Origin of the sequence: Pseudoxanthomonas sp. GW2 (assembly GCF_000283075.1) — a bacterium.
Taxonomy (GTDB): Bacteria; Pseudomonadota; Gammaproteobacteria; order Xanthomonadales; family Xanthomonadaceae; genus Pseudoxanthomonas.
On sequence record NZ_ALIP01000161.1, the window covers coordinates 1 to 10,336 of the forward strand.

10 protein-coding genes are annotated in these 10,336 nt (G+C 70.3%); 4 read left to right on the top strand and 6 right to left on the bottom strand.

Annotated features, from left to right (window positions below; genetic code table 11):
• Window positions 1–23 precede the first annotated feature (23 nt).
• On the bottom strand, window positions 24–2,651 hold the full coding sequence (locus B351_RS0115435) for a TonB-dependent receptor (RefSeq protein ID WP_019399933.1): 2,628 nt from the start codon (window positions 2,649–2,651) through the stop codon (window positions 24–26).
• Window positions 2,652–2,816: 165 nt separating this feature from the next.
• On the opposite strand from B351_RS0115435, the gene pdeM reads away from it, so the two are divergent.
• Together pdeM and B351_RS0115445 are read left to right on the top strand one after the other, a co-directional pair.
• Window positions 2,817–3,467, top strand: coding sequence for a ligase-associated DNA damage response endonuclease PdeM (gene pdeM / locus B351_RS0115440; RefSeq protein ID WP_019399934.1), 651 nt, complete (start codon window positions 2,817–2,819; stop codon window positions 3,465–3,467).
• Window positions 3,468–3,717: 250 nt separating this feature from the next.
• On the top strand, window positions 3,718–4,182 hold the full coding sequence (locus tag B351_RS0115445; RefSeq protein WP_019399935.1) for a hypothetical protein: 465 nt from the start codon (window positions 3,718–3,720) through the stop codon (window positions 4,180–4,182).
• Between the two features lie 57 nt (window positions 4,183–4,239).
• Here the strand turns inward: B351_RS0115445 and hslU are convergent, their stop codons facing one another.
• Both hslU and hslV read right to left on the bottom strand, forming a co-directional pair.
• The gene (hslU, locus tag B351_RS0115450; RefSeq protein ID WP_019399936.1) at window positions 4,240–5,604 is read right to left on the bottom strand and encodes an ATP-dependent protease ATPase subunit HslU; all 1,365 of its coding nucleotides are present in this window, start codon (window positions 5,602–5,604) and stop codon (window positions 4,240–4,242) included.
• Between the two features lie 159 nt (window positions 5,605–5,763).
• Complete coding sequence (hslV, locus tag B351_RS0115455) at window positions 5,764–6,315, bottom strand: ATP-dependent protease subunit HslV (RefSeq protein WP_019399937.1); 552 nt, start codon at window positions 6,313–6,315, stop codon at window positions 5,764–5,766.
• Between the two features lie 563 nt (window positions 6,316–6,878).
• Here hslV and B351_RS0115460 point away from each other — a divergent pair.
• On the top strand, window positions 6,879–8,039 hold the full coding sequence (locus tag B351_RS0115460) for a zinc-dependent alcohol dehydrogenase (protein ID WP_019399938.1): 1,161 nt from the start codon (window positions 6,879–6,881) through the stop codon (window positions 8,037–8,039).
• Between the two features lie 23 nt (window positions 8,040–8,062).
• Window positions 8,063–8,470 (top strand): hypothetical protein, encoded by a 408-nt coding sequence (locus B351_RS17010; RefSeq protein ID WP_125075786.1) that lies wholly within the window; start codon window positions 8,063–8,065, stop codon window positions 8,468–8,470.
• A 60-nt stretch (window positions 8,471–8,530) separates the two neighbouring features.
• On the opposite strand, the gene B351_RS0115470 is transcribed toward B351_RS17010, so the two are convergent.
• The 3 genes from B351_RS0115470 to xerC all read right to left on the bottom strand — a co-directional run.
• Entirely contained in the window at window positions 8,531–8,854 is a 324-nt protein-coding gene (locus B351_RS0115470; RefSeq protein WP_019399940.1) for an MmcQ/YjbR family DNA-binding protein, read from the bottom strand.
• Between the two features lie 24 nt (window positions 8,855–8,878).
• The gene (locus B351_RS17015) at window positions 8,879–9,271 is read right to left on the bottom strand and encodes a DoxX family protein (protein WP_019399941.1); all 393 of its coding nucleotides are present in this window, start codon (window positions 9,269–9,271) and stop codon (window positions 8,879–8,881) included.
• Window positions 9,272–9,418: 147 nt separating this feature from the next.
• Window positions 9,419–10,336 (bottom strand): tyrosine recombinase XerC (gene xerC / locus B351_RS0115480; protein ID WP_050992265.1); only part of this gene is annotated, 918 nt, incomplete at its 5' end.

A 10,336-nucleotide genomic window follows, 5' to 3' on the forward strand; every position in this document is an offset into this window, starting at 1 on the left:
TGCGGGCGCGGCGCGAAGGCGGGTCAGAACGAATAGATGGCGTGGAAGTACACGCCCTGGCCGTACTCGTCGCGCTGAGAGATCGTGCCGCCGATGTCGCGCGCGTGGTACCACTCCGGGCTCGCATCCAGCAGGTTGTCGATCTCGTACTTGAACGTCCAGCGCTCGCCCACCTGGTGCCAGAAGGAGAGATCGACCGTGGTCATCCGGTTGACGAACTTGTCGTTCCATGGCGTGGAGCCGATGGAGCCGAGGTAGTCGTCCTGGTGGTTCACCGACAGGCGCGCGGTGCCGCGGATCGCGGGGATGCGGTAGCTCAGCGTCAGGTTGGCCATCCAGTCCGGCTGGTACTGCATGCGGTCGAGCTTGCGGCCGCTGCCGTCGGCAACGTAGTTCATCTCGCCGTCGAGCCAGCTGACGTTGAACGAGGCGCCCAGGTTCGGATGGAAGCCGAACGAACGGTTCACCAGGGCGAGCTCCAGGCCCTGGATCATCGATTTCTCGGCATTCATCGGCTGGCGGATGCGGTTGGTCAGCCCGTCGACGACCTCTTCGGTGGTGAGGGTGAAGATGTCGTCGGCGATGTCCTTGCGGAACGCGGTCAGCGCGACCAGGGCGCTGCCGCCGAAGTAGCGCTCGATCGCCAGGTCGTAGTTGTCGGCGCGGCGGGGGTCGAGATCGGGGTTGCCGCGGGTGATGCTGCAGCCGCTGGTTTCCTCGCCGCAGGTGCGGCTCTCGGCCTGGGCGAGCTGCCCGGGCGTGGGCCGGCCGATGGTGCGGCTCACCGAGCCTCGCAGCTTCCAGTTCTCGCCGAGATCGTGGACGACGTTGAACGACGGCAGCCAGCTCCTGTACTCGCCGCTCGGCCGGGTGACCTGGTCGGTGAGCGTGCCGTCTAGGGTCAGCGGGGTGCGGGCATCGAAGCTCGCATCGTCGTAGCGCAAGCCGAGGATGTAGTGGGTCGCGTCGGTCGCGTAGTGCAGCGACAGGTAGGCGTTGGCGACTTCTTCCTCGTAGGCGTAGTCGGAGATCGTGCTGTGGTGCCGGGTGGCCGCCTGGTCGACCGGCAGGTTCGGGAACACGCTGCCGTAGAAGCGGTCGTAGTCCGGCCACGGCACGACGAAGCCGTTGCTGCCGTGGTGCGAATAGCCGGGGTCGTACATGTATCCGGTCGCGTCGCTGCCGGTGACCTTGCGTATGCTGTCCACGTCCTTGTCCATGCGCAGGCGGCTCCAGCGCACCCCGGTCACGAAGCCCAGGCCGGTCGCGCCGGGGGCCACGTTGAATGAGTAGTCGGCGCGCAGGTCGAGGACGTTCTGCTGCGCCCGGGTGTAGGTCATCTCCGCCGAGCGCAGCACGTAGGTGTTGGAGAGCGGGTCGCCGGTGTATCCGGCGAGCTCCGGAAGCTCGCTCATCCGGTAGCTGAAGTACTGCCCGCGCGGCGTCGTGCGCGTCTGCAGGTAAGGCTGCGTGTCCTTGTAGACCTCGCGCGTGTAGCCGGCGCGCAGCGACAGGTCGGACAGGTCGCCCAGCCGCCAGTCCATGCCGCTGATCAGGCCGCTGGCGGTGCGGTCCCACTGGTTGTAGCGCACCACGGACTGGATGTAGTCCACGGCCACCGTTCCACTGTCCCGCAACCGTTCGGGGAAGTTGCGGGGGTTGCCCAGCAGGTTCGTCGAGTTCATCGTCGACGATTCCCGGCGGTTGTAGGCATAGCCCATCGCGAAGGCGTCGACGTCCTCGCGGGGGCGCCACTCCAGCTTGAGCGAGGCGCCCTTGTTGGTGATGACGTTGCTGTAGTCGCCCCAGGCCAGCTTCGTCAGCGAGTTGTTGCCGTCCCAGCCCAGCGCCGGGTCGGGCGCGGCGATCGTCTGGCCGGCCTCGTTGAAATAGGTGCGCGCGTCGCTCCAGATCTTGCTGGAGTTGCGCACGCGGTCCTGGTAGCGCGCGGTGAACACCACGCCGAACTGCTCGTCGGCGCCGAAACGGCTTGCGAACGCGGTCTTCAGGCCCTTGCCCCAGTGCGACCTGCCGGCGCCGCCCGCGTTCTCGCCGGCCGGGCCCTCGAAGCTGGAATAGATCCCGTAGGCGTCGGCCATGAAGTAGGGGCTGGCCGTGGCGAAGGCCGATCGCGTGACGATGTCGACCGCACCGCCGATGGCGGCGGCATCCTGTTCCGCGGTGAACGCCTTGAATACGTCCACGCGTTCGGCGATGTCGCTGGGGATCAGCTGCAGGTTGACGCGGCGGCTGCCGCCGCCGTTCTCGCCGGTCGTCGCCAGCGCCAGGCCGTCCAGCGTGGTCACGTTGAGGTCCGCGGAGATGCCGCGAATGGTGATGTAGCGCGGCTCGTCGCCGTCGCCCTCGAAGCTGACTCCCGGGACCTGGACCAGCATCGAAGCGATGGAGTTGTCGCCGGTCGGCGCCTCGAGGTCGTTGTACGTGACCGAATCGACGATGACGTCGGCGTCCCGCTTCACGTCGACGGGCTGGTAGCCGTAGTCCGCCACGACGCGCACGGCGTCGAGCGTGCTGACCGGGGTGTCGGCGGCGACTGCATCTTCTGCCATGCCGGGGGCCGCCGGCGCGAGCGCCAGGATGCCGGAGATGACGACGAACAGGCGGTTTCTGCTGCAAGTGGTGCGCTTCATCGGGTTCTGCCAAAAAAGAAAGGCCACCGGTCGGTGGCAGCGCGGCATGGTAGTCGCCAGTGCGTTTCAAATTTTTCTTCGCGAACATTGCAGGGCGATGAAACCCGCGTGCGCCTTGCGACGCCGAGTTGTCGACGCGATCCCAGAAACGGCTGGAGCGCCGCCATGGACGCTGAGTGGCGCACGCGGCTGGCCGGCGAGCCGGTGCACGTGCTGGGTGGCCGCGCGCTCTGGCGCCCGCGGGCGCGCGCCCTGCTGGTGGCCGACCTGCACCTGGGCAAGGGCGATGCGTTCCGCCGCGCCGGCCTGGCGATCCCCGGCGGCGGCACCGCGCTCGACCTGCGGCGCCTGGATGCGCTGCTGGCCGGGTATCCGGCCGAAGTGCTGTGGATCCTCGGCGACCTCCTGCACGGCCCGGCACCGCGCGCACACTGGCTGGCGGCGTGGCAGGCCTGGCGCGCAGGCCATCCCGGCTTGCGCATCCGCGTGCTGCGCGGCAACCACGACCGCGCCCTGGACGCGGCCGCGCTGGGTGTCGAGGACGCCGGCAGCGAACAGCGCGATGGCCCGTTTCTGCTGCGCCACGAGCCGCGCCCGGCGCCGGACGCGCACGTGCTGTGCGGCCACCTGCACCCCCTGGCCGCCCTGCCCGGCATGCGCCGGCGCTGGCCGGCGTTCTGGCTGCGCGAGCGCCTGACCGTGCTGCCGGCGTTCTCGGCCTTCACCGCCGGCGTGGTGCCGATGCAGCAGCCGGGCGAGCGCCTGGTAGCGTGCGTCGAGGACGAGGCCTTCGCCCTGCCGCCATGGCCGCGCTGAACGCTGTGCGATGAAGGCCCTCTAAAGCGCCAGCCACCAGCCGCCGAGGAACGCGCCACCACCGCCGGCGCAGTGAAGCAGGCATCGGCGATTCCGCTGCATGACGCGCGCGGAGGCTCGCAGATCGCGAAGCAGACCCGGGGCACGTCCGCCGGGTGGCGCGTGGCCCGCGGGGCGGCACAAATCGCACGGCCTGCACGCCGTGCTCCGCATGATCCAGGGCACGCCCGACGAAGACGGAGGACCTCAGATGAGGATGACGCCCGCCCAGTCCGCCCTGCTCAATGCCCGCGAGAAGCAGCTGCTGCAGGCGCGCGGGCCGTACGAAGTGAAACAGCTGGCCACCCTGATCCGGCGCACCCGCGAACTGCGCGACCGCCAGCGCGACCTGGCCCAGCGCCAGCGCGTGGCGGCAACCACGCAGGGACGCTCCAGGGAATCGGCCACGATCACGCGCACCTTGCGCAAGGAGCAGCTGTTCAGCCGCGCCCTGGAGCACTTCGAGGCACAGCTGGCCCGGATCAACCGCGAATCATCCGATGTGATGGGCGAGCTGGCACTCGGCAACAACGCCGCCGCCTCGCGCCCGGGCCGGCGCGCGACGACCGCGGCCGCGCCGCGCGAGCCTTCGGCCGGGAGCGCGAAGAAAGCCGGCGTGGCCAGGTCGCGCACCGGCGTTGCGCTGCGCGGGCGCGCCCAGGCGGCTTTCCGCTAGCAAGAAGGGCCGGCACCGCCATGGTGCCGGCCCTTCCACGCCAGGCGTCGCGACCGCTCAGAGGATGTAGCGGCTCAGGTCCGGATCCTGCACCAGTTCGCCCAGGTGCTGGTCCACGTAGGCGCGGTCGATGGTGATCGCCTGGCCATCGCGGTCCGGGGCCTCGTAGCTGAGGGTGTCGAGCAGGCGCTCGAGCACGGTGTGCAGGCGGCGGGCGCCGATGTTCTCCTGGCGCTCGTTGACCTCGGCCGCGATCTCGGCGATGCGCTCGATGGCGTCGGTGGTGAACTCCAGCTTCACCCCCTCGGTGGCCAGCAGCTCCACGTACTGCCGGGTCAGCGCGGCCTTGGGCTCGGTGAGGATGCGCACGAAGTCTTCCTTGCTCAGCGCGCCCAGTTCCACGCGGATCGGGAAGCGGCCCTGCAGCTCCGGGATCAGGTCCGAGGGCTTGGCCAGGTGGAAGGCGCCGGAGGCGATGAACAGGATGTGGTCGGTCCTGACCGTGCCGTACTTGGTGGACACGGTGGAGCCTTCCACCAGCGGCAGCAGGTCGCGCTGCACGCCCTCGCGGGAGACATCGCCGCCGCCCACGTTCTCGCCGCGCTTGGCGACCTTGTCGATCTCGTCGATGAACACGATGCCGTGCTGCTCGCAGGCCTCGATCGCCGCGGCGCGCACGTCGTCCTCGTTGACCAGGCGCGCGGCCTCCTCCTCGATCAGCTGCGGGCGCGCGGCACGGATGGTCAGGGTGCGCTTGTGGGTGCGGCCGCCGCCGAGGCTGGCGAACATCTGCTTGAGCTGCTGGCCCATCTCCTCCATGCCCGGCGGGGTCATGATGTCCACGCCCGGGGCGGCGGCGGCCAGCTCCAGCTCGATCTCGCGGTCGTCCAGCTCGCCGTCGCGCAGCATGCGGCGGAACTTGGCGCGGGTGGAATCCTCCGGGCCGGACACCTGCACCTCGGCGGTGCCGCCGCCGAAGCCCGGCACCGCGCGGCGCGGCAGCAGCGCGTCGAGGATGCGCTCCTCGGCGCGTTCCTCCGCCTGCAGGCGCACGCGCGCCTTGGCCTGCTCGCGGTACATCTTGACCGCGGTATCGGCCAGGTCGCGGATGATCTGCTCCACGTCCTTGCCCACGTAGCCGACCTCGGTGAAGCGGGTGGCCTCGACCTTGACGAACGGGGCGTTGGCCAGCGTCGCCAGGCGCCGCGCGATCTCGGTCTTGCCCACGCCGGTGGGGCCGATCATCAGGATGTTCTTGGGCATCACCTCGTTGCGCAGCTCCGGGTCCAGCTGCATGCGCCGCCAGCGGTTGCGCAGGGCGATCGCGACCGCGCGCTTGGCGGCCTGCTGGCCGACGATGTGGCGGTCCAGCTCCTGCACGATCTCGCGCGGGGTCATGGTCGGGGAATTGTTCGCGGTCATCTGGGGGATCCGTGATTCGTTATTCGTGGTTCGTGATTTGTGGCTGGAAGAAGCAGCACCGGGCCGGTTCGCGACGGAAGTGAGTTGAAGGAGCGCTTTGCTCTCTACGAATCACCAATCCCGAATCACGAATCCCGGCTCTTGAATCCCGGTTCTTCCTCACAGCTCTTCGACCACCACGTTGCGGTTCGTGTAGATGCAGATGTCGCCGGCGATGCCGATCGCCTCGGTGGCGATGGTGCGGGCGTCCAGTTGCGTATGCGCCAGCAGGGCGCGCGCGGCCGACAGCGCGTAGCTGCCACCGGAACCGATGGCGATGATGCCGTCCTCCGGCTCGATCACGTCGCCGGTGCCGCTGATGACCAGCGAGGTTTCCTTGTCGGCCACCGCCAGCAGGGCCTCGAGCTTGCCGAGGCGGCGCTCGGTGCGCCAGTCCTTGGCCAGCTCCACCGCGGCGCGGGTCAGCTGGCCATGCTTCTCAAGCTTGGCCTCGAACAGTTCGAACAGGGTGAAGGCGTCGGCGGCGGCGCCGGCGAAGCCCGCCAGTACCTGGCCGTCGCGGCCCAGGCGGCGCACCTTGCGCGCGTTGCCCTTCATCACCGTGTGGCCAAGCGTCACCTGGCCGTCGCCGGCGATGGCCACCTTGTCGCCGCGGCGCACGCAGACGATGGTGGTGGCGTGGAACACATTGGGGTTCTGGCTGGGGTCCATGCGGCACTCCGGGGATCGATAGCTCCCTCAGTGGGGGCTGACCCGGACCGGTTCAAGCCGGCCGCCGCCAGGCCTGGCGCCCGCCGGCGATGACCACCGCGCGCAAGCCCATCGGGCATCCAGGGCCCGGATCCCCACCGGGGCCAGGCCAGGCCCGCCATCGCCACGCCATCCAGGCCGCAGCCCAGCAGTCCACCGCTCGCGGCAACCGGGACCGCGGCGGGCAGTCTCCGCACGCGACGCCTCGCTGGCAGCTGCGCGTGCGATCCCCTTCCACGGGCCCGGCAAGGCCGCGTCGCCGCAAGTCCATCCACCGCACGCGGACGCGGCACCGGCCGGGTTCCTGCCCGCGATTGGCGGCCTGCCGCCCTCGGGTCCGGCCCGCGGCGGCTGGCAGGCGGCTGCGGAGCATCTGCCGGACCGTCGGCACTGCAGAACGTGCAGGCTCCGGCGCGGCACCTCCACGCCCCCGACACGTCGGCGACGCGTGCTGTTCACGGCTCTGGCGCCAAGGTCGTACGCCTGGCCGGGCCCCCGGCGCAGCAATCCGAGTGGAGATCCCAATGCTGGCCACCACCTACCGCCGCCCCCGCAAGATGCGCATCGAGCATGTCGCCGAGCCGGAGATCGAGCATCCGAACGATGCCATCGTGCGCGTCACCCGCACCTGCATCTGCGGATCGGACATCCATATCTACAACGGCCTGGTGCCCGACACCCGGGTCGGCTCGATCATCGGCCACGAGTTCTGCGGCGTGGTCGAGGAAGTCGGGCCCTCGGTGCAGAACCTGAAGGTGGGCGACCGGGTGCTGGTGCCGTTCAACATCTTCTGCGGCAGCTGCTATTTCTGCCAGAAGGAGCTGTACGGCAACTGCCACAACGTCAATTCGCAGGCCAGCGCAATGGGTGGCTTCTACGGTTACACCCATACCGCCGGCGGCTACGACGGCGGCCAGGCCGAGTACGTGCGCGTGCCCTTCGCCGACGTCGGCCCGACCGTGATCCCCGAGGACATCCACATCGAGGACGCGGTGCTGCTGACCGACGCCTTCCCCACCGGCTACCAGGCCGCGGAGATGGGCAGCATCCGCGAGGGCGACACCGTGGTCGTGTTCGGCGCCGGTCCGGTCGGCCTGTTCGCGGCCAAGAGCGCGTGGTTCTTCGGCGCCGGCCGTGTGATTGTGGTCGACTGCGAGGACTACCGCCTGGAGTTCGCGAAGAAGTTCGCCCACGCCGAGACGGTCAACTTCCGCGAGGTCGATGACGTCGCCACCCACCTGAAGAAGATCACCGACTGGCTGGGCGCGGACGTGTGCATCGACGCGGTCGGCTGCGACGCCACCGGCAGCGCGTTCCACGGCATCACCGGGAAGATCCTGATGCTGCAGGCCGGCTCGCCGATCGCCCTGCACTGGGCAATCAACAGCGCGCGCAAGGGCGGGCGCATTTCGATCGTCGGTGTCTATGGGCCGACCTTCAACATGATTCCGATCGGCAACGCGGTGAACAAGGGCCTGACCCTGCGCATGAACCAGGCCAGCGTGAAGCGCCACCTGCCGCGGCTGATCGAGCACATCCGCGCAGGCCACATCTCCCCGCGCGAGGTCATCACCCACCGCATCCCGCTGGAGGACGTGGCCGACGCCTACGACATCTTCGTCAACAAGCGCGACAACTGCATCAAGACCGTGCTGGTCCCGCCTTCGGCGCGGGCGGAAGCATGAGCCGGCGCGCACAGGAGCAGACCATGGATCGCAGCAGCTACGCCCACATCCCCGGCTGGGGTTCGGACCTGGAACGCGGGAACCGCCCGGCTGTGCCAATGGAACGCACCCCACCACGGCTGGACGTGCCGTGGAGCGAGCCGCCGCCGCGGCAGCCGATGACCGTCGAGGTGCTCAAGTCGGTCGAGCGGCCGGAGCATTCGCGCACGTTCGGCACCCGCCTTCCACCGAAGGGCCTCAGCGGCGCGATCCGCCGCGCCGCCTTCCGCCGCAGCGAGAACGACATCGGCCACTGGTTGGCGCTGGTTGCCGCCGACCGGGTGAACATCGTCGAGGGCCTGTGCCAGGACGTGCGCCGCTCGCCGGCCAAGGCCATCATCGCCGGGCTGGGCATCGGGCTGGCGGCCTGGTGGCTGCTGCGGCGCGACTGAGCGGCCGGAACTTCGATCCTGGCCAGCGCCGCTGGCACGCGGCTGCGGCGTCCCGGCGCCTCAGCCGCCGCGCAGCGCCCTGGGCGCCCGGCGCTCCCAGGCCAGGCGGACCAGCGCGGCCACGATCTTCGGGTTGGCGCCGGCCAGGCGGATGCGCACCCCCACCGCCTTGCTGCCCCAGGTCAGGGTCTCGACCCAGGCCGGATGCAAACGGACCGCCAGTTCCCGCTGCTCGTCGTCGAGGAAGAGGTGCGCGTGCTTGCCGTCCGGCGGCATGGTCGCGAAGATCCTGCCCCCGACCCGGAACGAGGCGTAGTCGAAGTGCGGGGCCTCGCTGGCCTCCGGCAGTGAGAGCGCGTACTGGCGCAGTTGTTCCGGCTTCATTGGTAGCCTCCGGGGGGCCGGGCTTCAGGAGCGCGGTCGCGACTCCCGGTAATGCGTGCCCACGCATAACAGGGCGCAGACCAGCAGCACGCTGTACTCCATGCCGTTGCGGCCCAGGCCGACCACGAACCAGCCCTCGGGCAGGTGCACCAGCACCAGTCCAGCCAGGTAGATCGCGGCAAAGCCCAGGCTCAGCGGGAACACCAAACGGCGCAGCGCGAACAGGGCCGAGCCGACGATCTCGTACAGCGTCACGCCCCAGGCGATCACCGGTCCGATCATGAGGCCCAGGCCGTCCAGCCACTGCCCGAACGGCGCCACCGCGCCGGCGAACAGGCGTGCCCAGCCATGCGCGGCGATCAGCACCGCCAGCACGAGGCGCAGCACGGTCCACAGCTTCTCGTCGCGGGAATGCATCCTCGTCCTCCACTGCCCGCGGGCGCTGCCGGTTGCGGCGCTACCCTGCCCAGGATGGCCCGCCGCTGGAACCCGGCGGGGCGACGCAGGCAGGGTACGCCGGAATCGCCTGCGGGGCATCTCCGGGCCGGCCTGCGCCGCCCGCCGCTAGCCCTTGCGCCGGGCGCGCGGGTGCGCGGCGTCGTAGACCTTCGCCAGGTGCTGGAAATCGAGGTGGGTATAGATCTGGGTGGTGGCGATGTCGGCATGGCCGAGCAGTTCCTGCACGCCGCGCAGGTCGCCGGAGGACTCCAGCACGTGGCTGGCGAAGCTGTGCCGCAGCATGTGCGGGTGCACGTGCTTGAACAGCCCCTGGCGCGCGGCCAGCTGGCGGATCCGCACCTGCACCGCGCGCGGGCTGATCGGGCGGCCGCCGCGGCCGGGGAACACGAAATCGTCGCCGCCTGCACCGGTGGACTTGCGCCACTCCTGCAGCGCGCGGCGCGCGTGCGAGCCCACCGGCACGGTGCGCTGGCGGCTGCCCTTGCCGAGCACCGTGACCAGTCCTTCCTCCAGCTGCAGGTCGCGCCAGCGCAGCGCGCACAGCTCGCTCAGGCGCAGGCCGGAGGAATAGAACAGTTCCAGCAGGGCGCGGTCGCGCAGGCCCAACGGGGCGTCGGTGTCCACTTCCACCAGCTGCACCGCCTCGTCCACGTCCAGCACCTGGGGCAGCTTGCGCGGGGCGCGCGGCGCGCGCAGGCCGGTGGCCGGGCTGGCGGCGATCGCGCCGTGCTTCAGCAGCCAGGCGTAGTAGCTGCGGCAGGGGGACAGGCGCCGCTGCAGGCTGGTCGGCGACAGCCCGCGGCGGTGCTCGCTGGCGATGAACTCGCGCAGCTGCGCGCCGTCCAGGCGGGCGGCCGCGGCGCCGCGCGCGGCAGCCCAGTCCTGCAGCGCCTGCAGGTCGCGCTGGTAGGCGTCCAGGGTGTGCGGCGACATCGCCCGCTCCACCCGCAGGTGCTCGAGGAAATCGTCGATGCCGTTCGTGGTCATGGCGCCGGGGCCGGGGACATGGGTCGCATCATGCGC